The organism is Parapedobacter defluvii (assembly GCF_014642075.1).
Lineage (GTDB): Bacteria > Bacteroidota > Bacteroidia > Sphingobacteriales > Sphingobacteriaceae > Parapedobacter > Parapedobacter defluvii.
In genome coordinates, this window is sequence record NZ_BMIK01000012.1 from 57952 (window position 1) to 77235 (window position 19284).

A 19284-nucleotide genomic window follows, 5' to 3' on the forward strand; every position below is an offset into this window, starting at 1 on the left:
CGACTTTTAAAATGTCTGTCACGGATTCAAAATGATTACTTTTTCTCTTTTGCGTATTCCGCATTCAATGCGGTAAGCACTTCATTGGTGATTTCCAGGCTTTCATCGGCATATAACACAGCCGGATTGGAAGCAGAGTAGGTAAGTACCAATTTGTAGCCATTTTGCTTGGCATGCTTTTTCAAGTATTCGGTGATACGTGAATACAGCTTTTCGTTTTCGGAAGCTTCCTCCTGGGCAAATGACGCACTGGCGTTCTGATTGTGACGGGCCAGTTCATCCTGCTTACGGGCGAGCCGTTCTTCCGTACTTTGGCGGTCAGCTGCACTCATTGTCGGTGCCTTCTGTTGGTAATCCGCTACCTCCCGCTGAAATGCGGTACTGCGCGATTGAAGATCTGCCTGTGCCTTTTTAGCTTTATCTTCCAGCTTCACCCGTACGTCTTTGAAATATTCATATTTTTCGAGTAACGTATCGGCATTTACATAGACGATTTTCTCAACCTTGGCTTGGGTGGAATCCCCACCTCCTGCGGTGGCCGCCGAAGGCTTCGTTCCGGGGTTGTTGCAAGACGCCACGGCAGCTGCCAGCAACACACATATTCCTGCCTTTGCAAAAAAGGCGAATGCATTGTTCATGTTTTTAGTAGTCATTTTTCTCATACAAAGCGCAAACCTACTATAAAAATCCGATATTTCCTGCACCAAATTTCGGAAAGATTGCGGAAGCGCGGGAACATTGACCGCCACGGATGCACGGATAAACACCAATCATGTACGGATGAATACCCGTCATTCGCGGCCATTCGTGCGTCCGTGGCAAACTCCGCACCAAACATCAATGCCTATTTCATTTTTCGCACTTTTTTCTTATCTTTGGGCACCGAATTTAACAACAGTAATGAGCGAAGAAAACAAGAATAAATCAACTTATACAGCAGATAACATACAGGTACTGGAAGGATTGGAGGCCGTTCGCAAACGGCCTTCCATGTATATCGGTGATACCGGTGTCAAGGGGTTGCACCACTTGGTATATGAAGTGGTCGATAACTCGATCGACGAAGCTGTTGCCGGTTATTGCGACGATATCCAGGTTATTATTCATAAAGACAACTCAATTACGGTAGAAGATAACGGACGGGGTATCCCGACCGGTATCAATAAGAAAGAAAATAAGTCGGCCCTGGAGCTCGTAATGACCGTGCTCCATGCCGGCGGTAAATTTGATAAAGACACGTATAAAGTTTCCGGCGGTTTGCACGGCGTGGGTGTATCCTGCGTCAACGCACTGTCTACGGTGCTGATTGCGGAAGTGCACAACGAAGGGAAGGTATTCATGCAGGAATACCGTAAGGGCAAGCCGCAGTATGATGTGAAGGCGGTGGGGGAGAGCAGCCGCACCGGTACCAAAGTGACGTTTCACCCCGATCCGGAAATATTTACGACAACCACTGTTTATAACTACGATACCTTGGCCAGCCGCCTACGGGAATTAGCTTTTCTCAACAAAGGGATACGGCTCACATTGACCGACGAACGGGAAGAACAGGCCGATGGTTCCCTGCAGAGCGAAGTGTTTTTTTCAGAAGGTGGCCTGAAAGAGTTTGTGAAGTACCTGGATGGAACCCGGCAGCCGCTCATTCCGGATCCCATCTATGTGGAAGGAATCAAACAGGGAATTCCTGTTGAGCTGGCGTTGCAATACAACGACACATACTCCGAAAACGTACACTCATACGTAAACAACATCAATACCATCGAAGGCGGCACGCACGTGGCCGGTTTTCGCAGGGGGTTGACCCGCACGCTCAAAGCATATGCGGATAAATCGGGGTTGCTGAAAAACATGAAGGTGGAGATCACCGGCGATGATTTCCGCGAAGGGCTCACTGCGGTAATTTCGGTTAAGGTAGGCGAGCCTCAGTTTGAGGGCCAGACCAAAACCAAATTGGGAAACAACGAGGTCATGGGCGCGGTAGACATGGCCGTAGGCGAAATTCTTTCCAATTACCTCGAAGAAAACCCAAAAGAGGCCAAGGCCATCGTTCAGAAAGTAATCATTGCCGCACAGGCGCGGGCCGCCGCCCGCAAAGCCCGCGACATGGTGCAACGCAAGAATGTAATGGGAGGAAGCGGTTTACCGGGTAAATTGGCCGACTGCTCCAATAACGACCCCGCCAAGTGCGAGATATACCTTGTGGAAGGGGACTCCGCCGGTGGAACGGCCAAACAGGGGCGCGACCGTGAGTTTCAGGCCATACTGCCCCTTCGCGGTAAGATCCTTAACGTAGAAAAGGCTATGGAGCATAAGATCTACGAAAACGAGGAAATAAAAAATATGTTTACCGCACTGGGTGTAAGCATCGGTACCGATGACGACGCCAAGGCATTGAACCTCGACAAACTGCGTTACCACCGCATTATTATCATGACGGATGCCGACGTAGATGGATCACACATCACCACCCTCATTCTGACCTTCTACTTCCGCTACATGAAAGAGCTTATCGAGAACGGATATGTATACATTGCCACGCCGCCGCTGTATTTGGTTAAAAAAGGTAAGGAGCAGCAGTATGCATGGAATGACGATCAGCGGGATGCTGCGATCCAGCGGCTCAAGGGCGCGGGCAAGGAAGACAGCGTACACGTGCAGCGGTATAAAGGGCTCGGTGAAATGAACGCGGAACAGCTTTGGGATACCACGATGAACCCTGAAACAAGAACACTGCGTCAGGTAACCATTGAAAATGCCGCCGAATGTGACCGGATCTTTTCCATGCTTATGGGCGATGAAGTAGCTCCCAGACGTGAATTTATCGAGCGTAACGCCAAGTACGCCAAGATTGATACCTAGCCAGTGGTCAGTGATGGGTGATTAGTGATCGGTTTTTTACATGTCACCGATCACCCACCACCGATCACCCACCCCCATTACCCAACTGCGGGCAGCTGCTTGCTGAAAAGATATTTTTTCTTGTACTCCAACGGGGTCATATCCGTTACTTTTTTAAAGTGACGGTAGAAATTCGACACATTGTTGAATCCGCATTCAAAGCAGATTACTTCCGTAGGCAAAATGTCTTCTATCAGCAACCTACAGGCATGGCTGATGCGTATTTCAATCAGGAAATCGTAATACGTCTTTTTGGTCATCAACTTGAAATACCGGCAAAATGAGGTAACGCTCAAGTTGGCAATCGACGCAATTTCTTCGAGGCTGATTTCTTTCTTATAGTTGCTCAGCGTATATGTGCAGACTTTATTGATGCGTACCGCATCTACTTCATTGGATTTATAAAAGGCATGGGCAGAGGTGATCTGCGTGTATTCTTCCGATTCCGCAACGGTTTTCAGGAGGGACAGCAGGATAATCAACCGCTCCATGTCAGTGGCCATCGTTGCCTTGTGCATTAAATCGATCAATTTAGCACGGCTCCTGCCTGTAAATTTCATCCCTTTCCGGGCCTTCTCAAACAGCTTGGGAACGAGATAAGTCTCCGGTAAATTCAGGAAATCCCGGCCCAGGCAGTCGGGTAGAAAATGGATGACGATCGCCTCTACTTTACGGTCGGGGCGATTTTGATAGTACTCTTCGTTGCACTGCCACATGTGTGGAAGGTTGCTTCCCAGCAATAATACTTCGCCTTCGGAAAAGTTGCCGATATTATCACCAATGAAACGTACACCTTTGCCCCGGATAACATGATGGAGCTCCAGTTCCGGATGATAATGCCACAGCGATCCAAAGTTTGGCTGCACATCGTGCCGCGCGCTGAATGACGATTGAATTTGGGTCGGTACCTTGTGAAAAAGTGGTTTCATAGTTCACAATCGTTACTTTTTCCTTTTCCTGGTTTGGGAAAAGAAAGGGTTTATAATTCGTTTTGTCCTCACCGGGAATACGCCATTCCCAACATGCCTACTAAATTAAGTAATAGAAATCCGATCTCCAAGGAAATGATAAGATTGTATAATAAGAAGGCAATAAGTTCCAATAATGCTCCATCCTTTCACCACACCTTTGTATCATGCCGGTCACATGTATCCGGCAGCGACTTTTTGTAAACCAATAGACCATGGATACGATCAATCATAAAAAGGAAATCTGGCTGGTAGCAAGCGGTGATTTGCGGCTGGCCGCGAATCAGTTGTGCTGGAAAGCACAGGAGACAATGGAACAACAGTTAACCGCGGCCGTAGAGCGGCAGGGGTGGCGGTTAAGGCGGGCACATGCTTACGATTCCACGAAACAGCACGGGTTTATCGATTCCCAGCGGATGGGCATTGAAGTATTTAAAAACATTCCACCGGATGCACCGCTGATTGCTGCCGAAAGCGTGTGGCAGTATACACACCATGTACTGGCGGGGCTCACCACACACCGTGGCCCCATCCTCACGGTAGCCAATTGGAGCGGGCAGTGGCCCGGTCTGGTGGGTATGCTCAACCTCAACGGCTCGCTTACCAAAGCCAATGTGGCGTACAGTACGCTTTGGAGCGCGGATTTTACGGACGGTTTTTTCAACAACGGCCTCGCTGAATGGTTGGAGAAAGGCTTTGTTAAGCACGATCTCCGCCATGTGACACCTTTTGATCTGGTAAAAATCCCGACCGCTGATGACGATACCGGGAGATCCTTTGCACGCAGGCTTCGCCAGGCAAAGGCAATCATGGGCGTCTTTGACGAAGGCTGCATGGGCATGTACAACGCCATTGTTCCCGATGAGCTGCTCCATGCTACCGGCATCTTCAAGGAGCGGCTCAGCCAGTCGGCTTTGTATGCGCGGATGCGTACCGTCAGTGAGGCCGAAGCCGAAGCTGTGCTGCAATGGCTGGTCGATAGGGGAATGACATTCAAGTGGGGCGAAGACGAAGAAACCGAACTCACCCGGAACCAGACCCTCGAACAGTGCAAAATGTACATCGCTGCGGTGCGTATTGCGGCGGAGTTCGGGTGCGATACCATCGGCATCCAATATCAGCAAGGGCTGAAGGATTTGACGGTGGCCAGTGATCTCGTTGAAGGATTGCTCAATAACCGGGAGCGGCCGCCCGTCTATTTGGAAACCGGGCAGGAACTTTTTGCCGGGGAGGCAATTCCGCATTTCAATGAGGTAGATGAATGTGCGGGCATCGACGCGCTGGTGACGTACCGGCTGTGGAAAGAACTGGGTATGGACGGTGAAAATACGCTGCACGATATCCGTTGGGGCGAACACTATACCGATGGTGACCTGGACGATTTTGTATGGGTATTCCTCATCTCCGGTGCGGTGCCCGCGGCCCATTTTGAAGGTGGTTATGCCACGGCAAGCAGTTGGCGTCAGTCGCCGATGTATTTTCGGTTGGGGGGAGGCACCCTGCGGGGTGTAAGCAAACCCGGACCGATTGTTTGGAGCCGTATCTATGTAAAAAAGGGGCGGCTGCAGGCTGATCTCGGCGTCGGGCGGGCAGTAAGTCTGCCCGAAGTGGAAACGCAGCGGCGGTGGCAGCTAACCTCACCCGAATGGCCCATCATGCATGCAGTGCTTCATGGAGTCAATCGCGATCAGCTCATGGCCCGCCATGCCGCTAACCACATCCACGTGGTTTATGCTGCCAACGAGGAAGCTGCGCTCCGGGCATGCCGTATCAAGGCTGCGGCACTGGATGAGCTGGGTATTGAAGTACATTTCTGTGGTGACGTAACTAGTTCGGACAAATGAGCAAAGCGGGCGAAAATTGGGTAATCGGACTGGATTTCGGGACGGACTCCGTACGGGCGTTGCTGGTAGATGCCGCCACCGGCGAAGAACGGAAAAGTGCTGTGCGGATCTATCCGCGTTGGAACGACGGCCGTTATTGCGATAGCTTGCGGTCGCAGTTCCGCCAGCACCCGTTGGACTATATCGAGGCGATGGAAGCCGTTATCCGGGAAGTGCTTTCCGGTATTCCGGATGAGGTGGTAAACCGTATCCGGGGTTTGTCGGTAGACACGACCGGCTCTACGCCCGTTGCGGTGGATCGCCAGGGTACGCCGCTTGCACTGCATCCCGAATTTGCAGAAAATCCCAACGCCATGTTCGTACTTTGGAAAGACCACACAGCCATTGCAGAAGCGGAAGAGATCAACCAACTTGCCCACCGGTGGGAAACCGATTATACGATGTACTCCGGGGGCAGCTATTCCGCAGAGTGGTTCTGGGCCAAGATGCTGCATATCTTTCGTACAGATCCCCAAGTGGCTCAATACACCTATTCCTGGATGGAACATTGCGATTGGATTCCGCACTTGCTCTGTGGCCATGGCGACGTACAGGTCCTGAAGCGTAGCCGCTGTGCGGCAGGCCACAAAGCGATGTGGCATGAAACATTCGGAGGACTTCCTTCAGCAGCTTTCCTGACCACGTTGGATCCCCGCCTCAAAGATATCCGTAACCATCTGTACCGGCAGACATACACATCCGATACAGCCGTAGGCACGATATCGTCCGAGTGGGCCCAGCGTACGGGTTTGCCGTCAAACGTCATCATTGGCGTGGGGGCAATCGACGCGCACATGGGGGCTGTGGGTGCTGCCATCCGGCCCTATTCGTTGGTGAAGGTTGTCGGCACATCCACCTGCGACATGCTGGTGGCGCCGGTAAGTAAGCACGGCGACCCGTTGGTAAGCGGAATCTGTGGACAGGTTGACGGTTCCATCGTGCCTGGAATGCTGGGGTTTGAAGCCGGGCAATCCGCTTTTGGCGATCTCTATCAATGGTTTGCCCGGTTGGTAGCCTTTCCGGTTACCACCTTACTCAGCGACACCGTAAGCCAGCAGGAACAACATACGCTCATCAGCCGTATTCTGACTGCTTTGAACCGGGAAGCGGCGGCCCTCCCGGTAACCGATACGGATGAAGTAGCGCTGGATTGGGTCAACGGTCGACGGACGCCGGATGTCAATCCGGCATTGAACGGCTGGCTGACGGGCATTACCCTGGGTACCGATGCGCCGCGTTTGTTCAAAGCGCTGGTGGAAGCCACAGCGTTCGGCTCGAAAGCCATTGTCGATCGGTTTGAGGCGGAAAGCATACCCGTACAGGAAATCATTGCCACGGGGGGCATTGCCAAAAAATCAACTTATGTGATGCAGGTATTGGCAGATGTACTCGGCAGACCCATTAAAACCGTAAAAACCGAACAATCCTGCGCCCTCGGGGCCGCTATGTATGCGACCGTGGCGGCTGGTATCCATCCCACCATCGCCGCCGCCCAGGAGGCCATGTCATCGGGATTTGAGCAGGAGTACCAGCCAAATCCCGACCGGGCGCAGGTGTATGCGGCGTTGTATCGACGTTATCAAAGGCTGGGAAGCTTTCAGGAAAAGTTAACATCCTACAGTTAGCCGCAAAAATAGTAGAATGAATTATATGCCCGAGCAAGTATATTTGTTTCCATGAAGAACCTTCCCCTTATTGACATTGCCGTAATTATTGCTTATCTGGTAGCCATGGTGCTCGTTGGCGTGTGGTTTTCCCGGAAAAACAAAAGTGCCGATCAATTTACCAAAGCCTCGGGAATGATTCCCGGATGGGCAATCGGCCTCTCCATCTATGCTACCTTCCTGAGCAGCAATACGTTTTTGGGCGTGCCGGGCAAAGCATTCGGTGGCAATTGGAATGCGTTTGTATTCAGCATTTCCATGCCGCTGGCTGCGTGGGTAGCGGTAAAATATTTTGTGCCCTTCTATCGGGCTACGGGTGAAGTTTCGGCATATACGAATCTGGAAAAGCGCTTCGGCCCCTGGGCACGGAGTTATGCAGTGGTCTGTTTCCTGCTGACACAGCTCGCCCGGATGGGGTCGATTTTTTTCGGGATCGCTCTCAGTCTCCAGGCACTCACAGGGTATTCCATGGAAATGATTATGCTGATCACGGGGATTTGCATCATTATTTACACCGTGATGGGAGGAATTGAAGCCGTCATCTGGACGGAAGTGGTGCAGGGAGTCATCAAAACACTGGGTGCGGTCCTGATTGTTTACCTAGTGGTTATCAATATGCCCGGAGGTATTTCCAAGATTGTCGAAATCGGTCAGGCCGACCATAAATTCAGCCTAGGAACCCTGGCATTGGATTTCACCTCCTCTTCATTTTGGGTCATCCTGCTGTATGGATTCTTCATCAACCTCAATAACTTCGGCATGGATCAGAATTACGTACAGCGTTATCATACGGCAACATCTGCCAAAGAAGCAGGTAAATCGGTTTGGCTTTGTGTATGGATATATGTGCCTGCTTCGCTTTTGTTTTTTATCATCGGCGCCTGTTTGTATGCTTACTATCAGGTAAATCCGGATCTGATCGAACCCGTCAAACTACAGGCGGCGGCGGAGCGGCTGGCTGCTTCGGCCTCCCAGATCGAGATTGCGGATCTCGCCGCCACACTGAAGCCCGAAGATTATGGCGACAAGGTGATGCCGCATTTCATGGTTACCCAAATACCCGTAGGGTTGGTGGGGCTGATTGTTTCGGCCATCCTATCGGCCGCGATGAGTACCATCAGCTCGGGGATGAATGCGTCGGCCACCGTGTTTTCAGAAGATATTTACAAGCGCTATATCAATCCAAAGCTCGGAAGTCAAGGCCAGCTACGCCTGCTATACATTGCCACCGCCGTGTTTGGTTTGATGGGCATGGTGACCGGCGTGGCCATGATTGGCATCAGCAGTGTATTGGATGTATGGTGGCAGCTTTCCGGCATCTTTGCCGGAGGTATGCTCGGTTTATTTCTATTGGGGATTATCAGCAAAAAAGCGGGTAACAACGATGCGATCATCGCGGTGATCGCAGGTGTTTTAGCCATTCTATGGATGACCTTCTCGTACCTGCTGCCCGAACAGTATGGCTATTTAAAATATCCGCTACATGCGAATATGATTATTGTAGTCGGAACATTGGTGATTTCACTGGTGGGAACAGGGCTGGCTGCCGTGCGTCGGCAGCCAACCGGGTAATGCCCCGGTTCTTGAAACACCGGTTTTACTTTTTCTTTTTTGCCATTTTTTCTTTGAACTCGGTAATCCTCTTAAGGGTGCGGAGAACATTGTATCCAAACTTATCACATTCTTCTTTGGCAACCGCAAAGTTTGCCGCCTTACCGCGTGCAGCCATGTCTTCGGTTACATGGAATGCGTCCAGTATAATGGTTGGGAAGAATTGGGGGTTCGTTGACCAGATTTGCTTTCCTACCCAGTTAAACGCAGAATATCGCAGGGAGAAGACAACGATCACAATGAAACCGGCGGGCAATTGCCGTCGGCATTCCCAGTCTATCTGAATTTGTTTGTCCAGTTTTTCATAGGCAAAGCTTTCATAGTCGATGACCTGGGCATATTCTTTTTCGAATTGGATGGCAACCAGTCCAATGGTGAAGCTAGGGTCCATACTCAAATCCCCGGGCGGATAAAGAATGTCATCAGCTAGGTTAAAACGCGGAAGTTTAAACCGGAAAAGTCCATCGGGTTCCACACTCCATGTGGGGCGCACCGCTATCCTGCTTTCAATGGGCGCATCCAGGTTAAACTGAAATCCTTTCAGGCAACTGAGATCGGTGTCGTGTAGTGTACGCTCACCTACTTCCGTATCCGAGCTGCGTAAACAGGCAGCAATTGCCGCGTTAAGCCGATTATTCATTTTGCTGTCTGATTCTTCATATACCTTCCGGAATATCTGTCGAATCACTTTACTATGCGCGCTCGCCAATCCGAATTCCAGCGCGTTCAATTTAGTGGCATAGGTCTGTTTCACACGATCCGGCGCAATTTGCAGAATTTGTTGGTTGCCTAACCTACGATAAACAATGTTGTTGATTTTTCCCTTGATTTTTCCGTTTCTACCTTGTATCGCCATATTAAAAAGTTTTGGTTTTTTGTATTCAGAAGTCTATCTTTGAATGTATCAGCCAACTAAAAAGTACTAATCCTATTACTTTATGCGAAGTGGCTACCCCGCTTGTACCAAGTCCGTACTTTCTTCACCATGAACCAATAGAACTACCATGCTGAATCTGCCATGCATCCACGTTTTTACTGAAAACCCTGGACTCACCCTGGACTCACTCTGGACTCAAGGTGGACTCACTGTGAAGAAAGGGCATAACAAGTTCCCATTTGGTGTATAATCAATATGAATTCCATATGTAGTTTATTTAGTTGGCTACCCAAATAGAATCACCCGATTTGAAAAAAGCAAATATCATTGATAACTTTACGCACGGTTTGCATGATCCATCGTTATTCAGTTCATCGATGTTAAGTAAACGTGTTTTCTCACTGTTATGTGTCGCCGGTATCGCGGTGAATGGGATCGGTCTTTTTTCCGGTGTAATGATGATTGATGGTGCCCTTTATGCACTCATTGCAAAAAACATGGTGCTAAGCGGAAACTATGAATTTCTTACGCTCCATGGTTTCGATTGGCTGGATAAACCCCATTTTCCTTTTTGGTGTACCGCATTGAGCTACCGTATATTCGGCATCCATGATTTTGCTTATAAGCTGCCCGCATTTATTTTCTGGCTTATTGGCGCGTTGTATACGTATCTGCTTGCCCGTCGGCTGCACGGCCGGAATGTGGCACGCATTGCTGTACTGGTTTACCTCAGTGCATTGCATCTGCTGCTGTGTAATTCAGCGGTGAATGCCGAACCGTATCTGACGGGGATGATCGTTGCAGCAATCTATCATTTCTACCGTACATACCGCGAGGGCACATTCAGCCAGTTGCTGTTTGGTGCGCTGTGGGCAGCTTTGGCGGTGATGACCAAGGGCATTTTCGTGTTGATCATCGTCGGTAGTGGTTTTATTGTGTTATGGTTGGTCCGGAAAGAATGGCGGCAGTTTCTCAACTACCGGTGGTACGCGGCCGTTGCGTTGGTGCTTGTCTTCATCCTGCCGGAACTGTATTGCCTGTACCGTCAGTTTGACGCCAGACCGGCGGTAGAAGTGTTCGGCCAGACCCATGTCTCGGGTATCCGCTTCTTTTTTTGGGATAGCCAATTCGGCCGATTTTTTAATTCGGGACCAATAACCGGTCACGGCGATCCCTTTTTTTACCTGCATACCCTATTGTGGGCTTTCCTTCCGTGGTCGCCACTGCTTCTGTTTGCCGTCTACTTTTCTTTTGGTAAAAGAAGGGTGGCAATGGGGCATCCGCTGTTGTGGGGAAGTTTCCTGATTACTTTTTTGCTTTTTTCTGCATCGCAGTTTCAGCTGCCGCATTATCTCAATGCACTCTTTCCGTTGGTAAGTATCTGGACCGCCCAGCTTCTGGGGAATATGGGAAGATTACCTGCGAACGGCACCATGCACCGCATACAATGGTATTCGGGCATGGTAATCGTTATTCTGCTTTGTGCGTTGATCGTCCTGTTTCATGGTAGCGGTTGGTGGGTATTCGGAATCATCACCGTAGGAGTGGGCTTAGCGGTATTGGTCCTTACCCGGCGCGTTTCACCAAGCAATACCTTTTTGGTGAGCTATGCCATAGGGTTGTTGATCGGGATCTTTTATGGAGGGTATCTATATCCGGGGCTGCTCACCTATCAGGGGGGCGACCGGATGGCCCGGTTCATCAATGCGCATATCGCGGAAGAGCATTACCCGGACCGCCTATATGTGCTGGATCTCGAAATAGAAAATTTTATGCTCGGTTTCCGGTGCGAGGTACCGCTGCAAGCGATCCGCTCCGAAAAACAGTGGGATGCGATAAACGATGGTAGCTTGCTGGCCATACGCCCAGAGGCATTGGGAGAGATTCCCGATCGCTTTGAGGTGGAGCCGGTGGCTTCCTTTGGAGCCTACCGCATTAGCCGGTTGACGTCGAAATTCTTTTACTACCGGACTCGCGACGCACAACTGGGTGAATTCCGTCTGGTCCGGTTGAAAAAGCGCTAACATCCTATAATACCCAGCCAATTTGATACAGAAGCGGCAAGATTTAATGGGATACCTTTGACTGTATCAAGGATAAATTTCGGGGTTACCTTCGTAATCAAATGGACAAAAGATCGAAAAATGGTTAAGTTTATCGTAGGTTGTTTTATTTCAGCCTTTACATGCGTTTATCTACAGGCTTGGGGGCAGGAACTTCCGGATTCGGTACCCCGGCGTATCATTTTAAATGTGACCGAAAATATGGCTTCTTCGGTTGCAATAAATTGGCAAACCTCCAGTCAGGTCCGGGAAAGTTTTGCAGAAATTGCCTTAGCCGATGCGGATCCCCGTTTCGTAGACAAGGCAGTCAGGAAAAAAGCGGAAACCGAATTTGTGCGTCTGGGAGATACCGTTTCGTCCAGTTATCATTCGCTGGTTTTCGATGACCTGACGCCCAACACAAAATATGCCTATCGTGTCGGCCAGGGGAATAGCTGGAGTGAATGGTTTCATTTCGTTACGGCCAGTGATAAGGAGACTGATTCGTTTCAATTTATCTATTTCGGAGATGTACAGGTAAATATCCGGTCGCTGTGGTCGCGTGTCATCCGGGAAGCTTTTGCGAAAGCTCCCAATGCCAGGCTCCAGCTTTACGCCGGTGATATCATCAACCGGGCAAACCGGGATGAGGAGTGGGCCGACTGGTTCGAAGCAGGCGGATTTATACACAGCATGATACCGGGGCTTCCTTCACCGGGTAATCATGACCACTTTAACCTACCGAATGGAGAGAGAGCCGCTTCTGTTCTTTGGAGACCGCAGTTTAACCTGCCGTTAAATGGCCCTGAAGGATTGGAAGAAACCTGTTATTTTGTCGATGTGCAAGGGGTAAGGTTTATTTCGCTTAACTCTGACCAGGCGGAAGAATCGGATCATTACCTGGAAGCCCAGCGCATATGGCTGGAACGTTTGTTACAGCATAACCCCAACACCTGGACGGTAGTTACCTTCCATCATCCGATTTATTCGCCTAAGGGAACACGGGATAACAAGCGGATGCGGGAGACTTTCAAGCCGCTTTTTGATCGATACCACGTAGATTTGGTGCTACAGGGGCACGATCATACCTATGCACGGGGGATGAGCAAAATCCCGATGGAGGGTAAGGGCAAGGCGTCGGGGACGATGTATGTGGTCTCAGTGAGCGGACCCAAGATGACCGGTAGCCACGTGGAGAAGAAATCCTGGATGGATCGGTCGGCCATCTATACCCAATTGTTTCAAATCGTCGATGTATCTTCCCAAAAGCTTTCGTTTAAAGCGTACCTTGCAACCGGAGAGCTTTATGACGCATTCGATTTGATCAAGCAGGAAGGAAACATAAATAAATTGGTTGAACAGATACCGGCGGGTGTGCCGGAACGCCAGTAATAATTGATAATGAACCGTTCCTGTTTAAAATTTCATTTTTATCACACAAGGAATGTAAATTTTAAATAGGATAAGCTCCATCTGACCGATGGAATAAAATTATTTACAGATGAAAAGAATCGGAATTATTTTAATCGCTACGCTTTTGCTTGGAGCAGCGGGGGCTGTAGCCGAAACAGCTGTGCCAAGACCAAAGATGGTGGTGTGTATGGTGGTAGACCAAATGCGCTGGGATTACTTATATCGCTTCTACGATCGTTATGGTGAAGGCGGGTTCAAGCGGCTGCTAAATGAGGGGTTCAATTGCGACCAGACATTAATCAGCTATGCCCCCACCATCACCGGATGCGGACATGCGTCCATATTTACGGGGGCAACCCCGGCCGTCCATGGAATTGTCGGTAACGACTGGCCGGATTTTGAAAAAGGCTATTCGGTCAATTGCGTCGGCGACGAGAACGTGTCTCCGGTGGGTACCGAATCAAAATCCGGCAAGGCCTCTCCCCGTAACCTGCTGACAACGACGGTTGGCGACGAACTGAAGATCGCTACCAATTTCAGGAGTAAAGTAATCGGCATCTCGATCAAAGACCGGGCGGCTATTCTTCCCGCAGGCCATACCGCCGATGCCGCGTTCTGGTTTGATAAATCCAGCAACAGCTTTATCACCAGCACTTACTATATGAGCGAGTTGCCGGAGTGGGTAAAGTCTTTCAACAGCCGCGGAGTTGCGCAAAAATACCTTAACCAGGGATGGAAAACCTTGTATCCGATTGATTCGTATACCCAAAGTACACCGGATGATATGCCGTATGAATCCCGGTTTGCCAATGAAAAGCGTCCGGTGTTTCCCCACCAGTTAATCGACACCGTGACCGGTTTCGACGTGGGCATCAGCAACACACCGTTTGGAAACGGGCTATTGCTTACTTTTGCCAAGGAAGCCATCGATGCCTACCAACTGGGTAGGGGTGGAGATACCGATCTGTTGACGGTTAGCCTGTCATCGCCGGACGCCATTGGCCATCGTTTCGGCCCCAATTCAATCGAAATAGAAGACAACTACCTCCGTTTGGATAAGGATCTGGAAGACTTCTTTTCCTACCTGGACAAAACAATTGGCAAGGACCAATATCTGTTCTTTATCACGGCTGACCACGGCGCTTCACAGTCGCCCGGCTACCTGGCAGCGAATAAGCTACCCTTCGGTTATATGAATGAAAAGTATATGCTGGATTCCATTCAAACCGTTATCCGGTCCGAATATGGAATCGACTCGGTAGTTGTTGCGGCCACAAATCAACAACTCTATTTAAACAATAAGGCCATCGCCGAGCGGGGTGTTTCCAAAGAGGAAGTTGCCGACCGGATTACGGAGCTGCTGATGGAAAGCCCTGGCATAACGGATGCTTTCGTAACCAAAAAATTAGGGAGTGCCACGTTGGCGGAGCCGATAAAAACCATGATGATCAATGGCTTTCATTTAAAAAGGGGTGGAGACATCGTATTCAGCGTGCAGTCGGGTTGGAAATGGGGGTCTATATCCGGTGCCTCCCACAGCCATTGGAATGCCTACGATGCCCATATTCCATTAATCTGGATGGGATGGGGTGTGCGTCCGGGTAAGACAAACCGGCTTGTTCACAATACAGATATCGCGTCCACCCTCGCCTCGCTGCTCCATATCCAGATGCCCAGCGGCAATGTAGGTAGCGTTATTTATGAGCTGACAGACTTGGAATAAGAAAGCATCTAGAATGATACGCAGTCGGTTATGAATGTTGAAAAATCGACGCTTAGCATTGGGGTCGTTAGCCCTGGTTTGGTTGTTGCTCTATTTTCTATACCGGAACCGGATTTTTGTAAAAGTGTAGGTTAACGGGACCGGCGGGGTAGACCTGTATGATGAATCGAGTAGGCAACCGCTTGGAATCATTGGACATCCTCGAAAAGAAGGATTATACCTCAGGTATGACCTTATGCAAATATCCTATAACAACAGGATAAAATGAAATAACCTTCCGCTTCTTAAAATATAGAACTTCGGGCTGTTATAAGCTAACTGATTATAAACCCGTAAAAATCAACATGGCATTTAATATAAATGGAAGTAAGGACAAATACGACGTCATTATTGTCGGGTCCGGTGCGGGCGGAGGTATGGCCGGTTACGTGCTGGCACATGCAGGCTTGAGGGTATTGATGCTGGAATCCGGTCCTTTTTTCGATCCAGCCAAAGATTCGTTACAGATGCGCTGGCCCTGGGAGTCACCGCGCAGAGGCGCATCTACAAACCGTGCCTTTGGAGATTTCGATGGTGCTTTTGGGGGATGGGAAATCGACGGCGAGCCTTATACCAATAACGAAGGAAGCGAATTCCGGTGGTTCAGGTCGCGGATGCTGGGGGGCCGGACAAACCATTGGGGCCGCATTTCCCTGCGTTTTGGTCCAAAGGATTTTAAAGGGGGAAGCTTTGACGGTGCCACCGACGACTGGCCGATCACGTATGAGGAAGTCAAGCCTTACTATGACAAAGTTGATGTGTTGATCGGTGTGTATGGCACCAATGAAGGACTGGAAGACGATCCCGACGGTATTTTTCTGAAACCACCCAAGCCGAGGCTCCACGAAATACTTATTATGGAAGAGGCAAAGAAAAAAGGGATTCCCGTAATTCCGGGCAGGGGCTCGGTACTTACCGAACCGTTGAAAAACAACAGTCAACGGGGTGTGTGTTTCAACTGCGGTCAATGCGGCAGGTCCTGTAAGGTGTATGGAGATTTTTCGTCGTCGTCTGCGTTGGTGATCCCTGCCATCCGGACCGGCAACCTGGAAGTGCTTCCAAATTCGTTGGTACGCGAAGTGCTGGTAGACGGGGATGGGCTGGCCAAAGGCGTTTCCTACGTAAGCAAAGAAGATATGCAGGAATATCAGGTTTACGGCGAGCAGGTGATATTGGCCGCCAGTGCCTGCGAATCGGCCCGTATCCTGCTGAATTCGAAATCCAGGCAACATCCGCAGGGACTGGCCAACAGCAGTGGGGTGGTGGGCAGATACCTTCACGATTCCACGGGAGTAAGTGTAGCGGCATACCTTCCCCGGTTGAAAGACCGCAAGCGGTATAACGAAGATGGCGTCGGTAGTTTGCACGTCTATGCACCGTGGTGGCTGGATAATTCGAAGCTGGATTTTCCGAGGGGCTATCACATCGAATTCGGCGGAGGGATGAACATGCCTTCTTATGGATACCTCAATGATTTGCCCCGGTTTAATGGGGCGTTGGCCCAGACCAATGGGGAGGTCAAGAAAAGCGGCGGATATGGTAGGTCCCTGAAAGAAGAATACCGCAGTTATTTCGGGACTAAGGTGGTGCTGGCCGGACGGGGTTTGGCAATTGCGCGAAAGGACAATTACTGTGAAATAGATTCCAATACTGTCGATAAATATGGTATCCCGGTATTGAAATTTCACTACAAATGGCACGATGCGGAGATCAAACAGGGCAGGCACATGCAGGACACTTTCCATGATCTGTTCACCGGAATGGGTGCCGTCATCACCTCACAGTATGTAGGTGCGGACCGGAACTACGGCCTCAAAAAGCCCGGCGAGATTATTCATGAGGTGGGTACCGTACGGATGGGAGACGATCCGAAAACATCGGCCCTGAATAAATGGTGCCAGGCCCATGACTGCAAGAACCTGTTTGTCGTAGACGGGGCTCCTTTTGTGCAGCAGGGCGACAAAAACCCTACGTGGACGATACTGGCGCTGTCCATGCGGACGTCGGAATATATTTTGGAACAACGGAAAAGACGTAATCTGTAATTACGATGAATAAAATGAAGCGAAGAGATGCCCTGAAAGCCATTGGCGTGTCCATGGTGGCAAGCGGGTTTCTTTTTCACCGATGTGGTAACGAAAAAACAGATCGGGTAATCTCCCGGATCAATCTGGAACTGAAGGAAGGCAGGGAGCTTTGGGAACGGGAGCGGCTTGAAGAACTGAATTCGTTTACATTCTTTGATCAGCATGAAAAAGAAACGCTTACCGAACTGGTGGATCTGGTCATACCCGCGGATGAAGATTCCCCGGCTGCTTCCGGCGTGGGGGTGCCCGATTTCATCGAGTTTATCGTAAAAGACCAACCGGAATTGCAGCAGCCGATGCGGGATGGATTGAAGTGGATAGACGATTACTCCCAACAGCAATTCCGGGGTGCTTTCACGGGGATCACAGCTGATCAGCGGACGCAAGTGCTGGACCGCATTGCCTATCCGGAACCGGAAAGCAGCGAATTGCAATCGGGCATCGCATTTTTTGCGCTGTTGAGAGAGCTGACAGCTTCGGGATATTTTACGACAAAAGCGGGCATCGAATACCTGGGATACGTGGGTAACCGGCCGAATGTATGGGAAGGGGTGCCCACGGATGTCCTCCGGCAATATCACCTGACGCATTTAATTACGTAAACCAAAAAATCCAAAAATATGAAGCAAGACAGTAAGAAACAGTCCAGAAGGGATTTCATCAGCACGGCCAGCCTCGCGGTTGCGGGTGTAACCATCGTGCCCCGCCACGTATTGGGCGGCAAAGGATTTATCGCACCCAGCGATAAACTGCTGATCGCCGGTGTCGGCGTAGGGGGCAAAGGAAGAAGTGACCTGAAAAACTTTTACGATAGCGGCAAAGCTGAAATTGCCTATTTATGTGACGTGGACGACCGGATGGCGAAGGAATCCCGGGAACGGTTCCCCAAAGCGAAGTATTACCACGACTGGAGGGAACTGTTCGATAAGGAATCCAAACATTTCGATGCAGTGTCTGTGTCTACGCCCGACCATAATCACGCCATCATTGCCATGGGCGCCATGCAACTCGGGAAACACGTATATGTCCAAAAGCCATTGACCCATGACATCTATGAGGCACGGAAACTGACCGAAGCGGCAAAAAAATACAAGGTAGTAACCCAGATGGGTAACCAGGGTGCTTCGGGAGACGGGGTCAGGCAGCTCCGGGAGTGGTTTGATGCGGGTATAATCGGCGATGTACATACGGTCTACACCTGGACAAACCGGCCCGTGTGGCCTCAGGGGATTCCATGGCCTGCCCAATCACCCACTGTTCCGAAAGAGCTGGACTGGGACCTCTGGCTCGGGACGGCTCCCTACAAAGAATATGTGGACGGGCTCATACCCGGAAGCTGGCGGGGATGGTGGGATTACGGTACCGGAGCGCTGGGTGATCTGGGCTGCCACCTGCTGGAAGCTCCCTTTTCCGTGCTGGATCTCAAATATCCGATTGACGTGCAGGCAACTGTTGGCAGCGTTTATACGGCCTTCGGAGAACGGGGTTACTTTAAGGACAGCTGCCCGCCGTCGGGCTACGCGATATTGACTTTTCCCAAAACCAGCAAAACGCAGGGGGAAATAAAGCTGCATTGGATGGATGGTGGAATCAAGCCGATGCGCCCCGATGAGCTCGAAGCCGAGGAAATCATGGGGGATGGCAACAGCGGCATCCTGTTTATCGGTACGAAGGGAAAAATGATGGCCAGTGAATATGCTGCCAATCCGAGGCTGATCCCGGTTTCGAGAACCAAGGAAGTAACGGTTCCGCAGCGGTATGAGCGTGTAAAAGACGGTGCGGATGGACACTATGCACAGTGGGTTGAAGGAGCAATCGCCGGCTATGGCAATGCCAAACTAAGTGCGCCCTTTGAACTATCGGGTCCGCTGACGGAAACGGTGTTGATGGCCAACCTGGCGATACGGGTGGCTGATATCCCCAAACCACGTCCCAGCGGTAAAGGGTTCATTTACCCGGGAAGCAACAAGCTGATGAAGTGGGACAGCCAGAACATGCGGATTACCAACTACGAGGAGGCCAATCAGTTTGTGAAGCGGGAATACAGAAAAGGTTGGGGACAATTATAGCTATAACGTG

Annotated in this window: 13 protein-coding genes; 10 read left to right on the forward strand and 3 right to left on the reverse strand. The window is 50.3% G+C overall.

The features are described from left to right. Positions 1–35: 35 nt before the first annotated feature. Positions 36–638: an OmpH/Skp family outer membrane protein gene (locus tag IEX60_RS16195; RefSeq protein ID WP_188752449.1), complete on the reverse strand. Its 603-nt coding sequence runs from the start codon at positions 636–638 to the stop codon at positions 36–38. Positions 639–900: 262 nt separating this feature from the next. On the opposite strand from IEX60_RS16195, the gene gyrB reads away from it, so the two are divergent. Then, the gene (gene gyrB, locus IEX60_RS16200) at positions 901–2859 is read left to right on the forward strand and encodes a DNA topoisomerase (ATP-hydrolyzing) subunit B (RefSeq protein ID WP_188752450.1); all 1959 of its coding nucleotides are present in this window, start codon (positions 901–903) and stop codon (positions 2857–2859) included. A 77-nt stretch (positions 2860–2936) separates the two neighbouring features. On the opposite strand, the gene IEX60_RS16205 is transcribed toward gyrB, so the two are convergent. Further along, entirely contained in the window at positions 2937–3827 is an 891-nt protein-coding gene (locus IEX60_RS16205) for an AraC family transcriptional regulator (protein WP_188752451.1), read from the reverse strand. Positions 3828–4081: 254 nt separating this feature from the next. Between IEX60_RS16205 and IEX60_RS16210 the strand changes: the two genes are divergently transcribed. From IEX60_RS16210 to IEX60_RS16220, 3 genes are read left to right on the forward strand one after another with little or no spacing between them, the layout of a single operon-like run. After that, a complete protein-coding gene (locus tag IEX60_RS16210) occupies positions 4082–5710 on the forward strand; it encodes a fucose isomerase (RefSeq protein WP_188752452.1) in 1629 nt (542 codons plus the stop codon). Beyond that, positions 5707–7374, forward strand: a complete 1668-nt coding sequence (locus tag IEX60_RS16215) for a ribulokinase (protein ID WP_188752453.1) — start codon at positions 5707–5709, stop codon at positions 7372–7374. Before IEX60_RS16210 ends, IEX60_RS16215 begins: the two co-directional genes overlap by 4 nt. A 51-nt stretch (positions 7375–7425) precedes the next feature. Further along, complete coding sequence (locus tag IEX60_RS16220; RefSeq protein WP_188752454.1) at positions 7426–8985, forward strand: sodium:solute symporter family protein; 1560 nt, start codon at positions 7426–7428, stop codon at positions 8983–8985. Between the two features lie 25 nt (positions 8986–9010). On the opposite strand, the gene IEX60_RS16225 is transcribed toward IEX60_RS16220, so the two are convergent. Further along, complete coding sequence (locus IEX60_RS16225) at positions 9011–9880, reverse strand: hypothetical protein (RefSeq protein WP_188752455.1); 870 nt, start codon at positions 9878–9880, stop codon at positions 9011–9013. Between the two features lie 398 nt (positions 9881–10278). Here IEX60_RS16225 and IEX60_RS16230 point away from each other — a divergent pair, with 398 nt between their 5' ends. The 6 genes from IEX60_RS16230 to IEX60_RS16255 all read left to right on the forward strand — a co-directional run bounded on the left by IEX60_RS16230 (position 10279) and on the right by IEX60_RS16255 (position 19274). Next, positions 10279–11925 (forward strand): ArnT family glycosyltransferase, encoded by a 1647-nt coding sequence (locus IEX60_RS16230; protein WP_188752456.1) that lies wholly within the window; start codon positions 10279–10281, stop codon positions 11923–11925. Between the two features lie 120 nt (positions 11926–12045). Next, a complete protein-coding gene (locus IEX60_RS16235; RefSeq protein WP_188752457.1) occupies positions 12046–13335 on the forward strand; it encodes a purple acid phosphatase family protein in 1290 nt (429 codons plus the stop codon). A gap of 109 nt (positions 13336–13444) precedes the next feature. After that, the gene (gene pafA / locus IEX60_RS16240) at positions 13445–15079 is read left to right on the forward strand and encodes an alkaline phosphatase PafA (protein ID WP_188752458.1); all 1635 of its coding nucleotides are present in this window, start codon (positions 13445–13447) and stop codon (positions 15077–15079) included. Positions 15080–15423: 344 nt separating this feature from the next. After that, positions 15424–17163, forward strand: a complete 1740-nt coding sequence (locus IEX60_RS16245; RefSeq protein WP_188752459.1) for a GMC family oxidoreductase — start codon at positions 15424–15426, stop codon at positions 17161–17163. A 14-nt stretch (positions 17164–17177) separates the two neighbouring features. Beyond that, positions 17178–17807: a gluconate 2-dehydrogenase subunit 3 family protein gene (locus IEX60_RS16250; RefSeq protein ID WP_188752460.1), complete on the forward strand. Its 630-nt coding sequence runs from the start codon at positions 17178–17180 to the stop codon at positions 17805–17807. 18 nt (positions 17808–17825) lie between these two features. Continuing rightward, a complete protein-coding gene (locus IEX60_RS16255) occupies positions 17826–19274 on the forward strand; it encodes a Gfo/Idh/MocA family protein (protein ID WP_188752461.1) in 1449 nt (482 codons plus the stop codon). Positions 19275–19284: the final 10 nt, after the last annotated feature.

Bases quoted from the DNA above. Each gene is read 5' to 3' on its own strand.
- IEX60_RS16245 (WP_188752459.1), top strand. From the start codon at position 15,424: ATGGCATTTAATATAAATGGAAGTAAGGACAAATACGACGTCATTATT.
- IEX60_RS16255 (WP_188752461.1), top strand. From the start codon at position 17,826: ATGAAGCAAGACAGTAAGAAACAGTCCAGAAGGGATTTCATCAGCACG.
- IEX60_RS16205 (WP_188752451.1), bottom strand. From the start codon at position 3,827: ATGAAACCACTTTTTCACAAGGTACCGACCCAAATTCAATCGTCATTC.
- IEX60_RS16250 (WP_188752460.1), top strand. From the start codon at position 17,178: ATGAAGCGAAGAGATGCCCTGAAAGCCATTGGCGTGTCCATGGTGGCA.
- IEX60_RS16220 (WP_188752454.1), top strand. From the start codon at position 7,426: ATGAAGAACCTTCCCCTTATTGACATTGCCGTAATTATTGCTTATCTG.
- IEX60_RS16215 (WP_188752453.1), top strand. From the start codon at position 5,707: ATGAGCAAAGCGGGCGAAAATTGGGTAATCGGACTGGATTTCGGGACG.
- IEX60_RS16210 (WP_188752452.1), top strand. From the start codon at position 4,082: ATGGATACGATCAATCATAAAAAGGAAATCTGGCTGGTAGCAAGCGGT.
- IEX60_RS16235 (WP_188752457.1), top strand. From the start codon at position 12,046: ATGGTTAAGTTTATCGTAGGTTGTTTTATTTCAGCCTTTACATGCGTT.
- IEX60_RS16225 (WP_188752455.1), bottom strand. From the start codon at position 9,880: ATGGCGATACAAGGTAGAAACGGAAAAATCAAGGGAAAAATCAACAAC.
- pafA (WP_188752458.1), top strand. From the start codon at position 13,445: ATGAAAAGAATCGGAATTATTTTAATCGCTACGCTTTTGCTTGGAGCA.
- IEX60_RS16195 (WP_188752449.1), bottom strand. From the start codon at position 638: ATGAACAATGCATTCGCCTTTTTTGCAAAGGCAGGAATATGTGTGTTG.
- gyrB (WP_188752450.1), top strand. From the start codon at position 901: ATGAGCGAAGAAAACAAGAATAAATCAACTTATACAGCAGATAACATA.
- IEX60_RS16230 (WP_188752456.1), top strand. From the start codon at position 10,279: ATGTTAAGTAAACGTGTTTTCTCACTGTTATGTGTCGCCGGTATCGCG.